Origin of the sequence: Chryseobacterium sp. SIMBA_028 (assembly GCF_046535285.1) — a bacterium.
Taxonomy (GTDB): domain Bacteria; phylum Bacteroidota; class Bacteroidia; order Flavobacteriales; family Weeksellaceae; genus Chryseobacterium.
In genome coordinates, this window is sequence record NZ_JAWRWZ010000519.1 from 1 (window position 1) to 257 (window position 257).

General features: G+C 66.9%; 1 protein-coding gene. It reads right to left on the bottom strand.

Translation table 11 applies throughout. From position 1 onward, the window contains the following. Positions 1–193: H-NS histone family protein (locus tag SCA31_RS24335; RefSeq protein WP_410699549.1), on the bottom strand; the 193-nt coding region annotated here is incomplete at its 3' end. Positions 194–257 lie beyond the last annotated feature (64 nt).

Below are 257 nucleotides of genomic sequence, written 5' to 3' on the forward strand. Positions count from 1 at the left end.
GTTTCAGGCGGCCTACGCTCCGTAGAGCCGCGGGGTTCTTGATCGCCATCCACTTCGGCGGTCGCCCCCGGCCGCTCCACGTTCGCCCGGTGGTGGGGTCGCGATAGTGCGGTGCCGAAAGGGATTTGCGTGGCGTGTGCGCCGGGCGCGCGTGGTAGCCGAGGTCTTCCGGCGTGATGCCGTATTCGGCCATCGTCTACCTGATCGACACGACGATTTCGGCAATTTCCTGACGGCGCACTTCGTCGGCCTGCGCC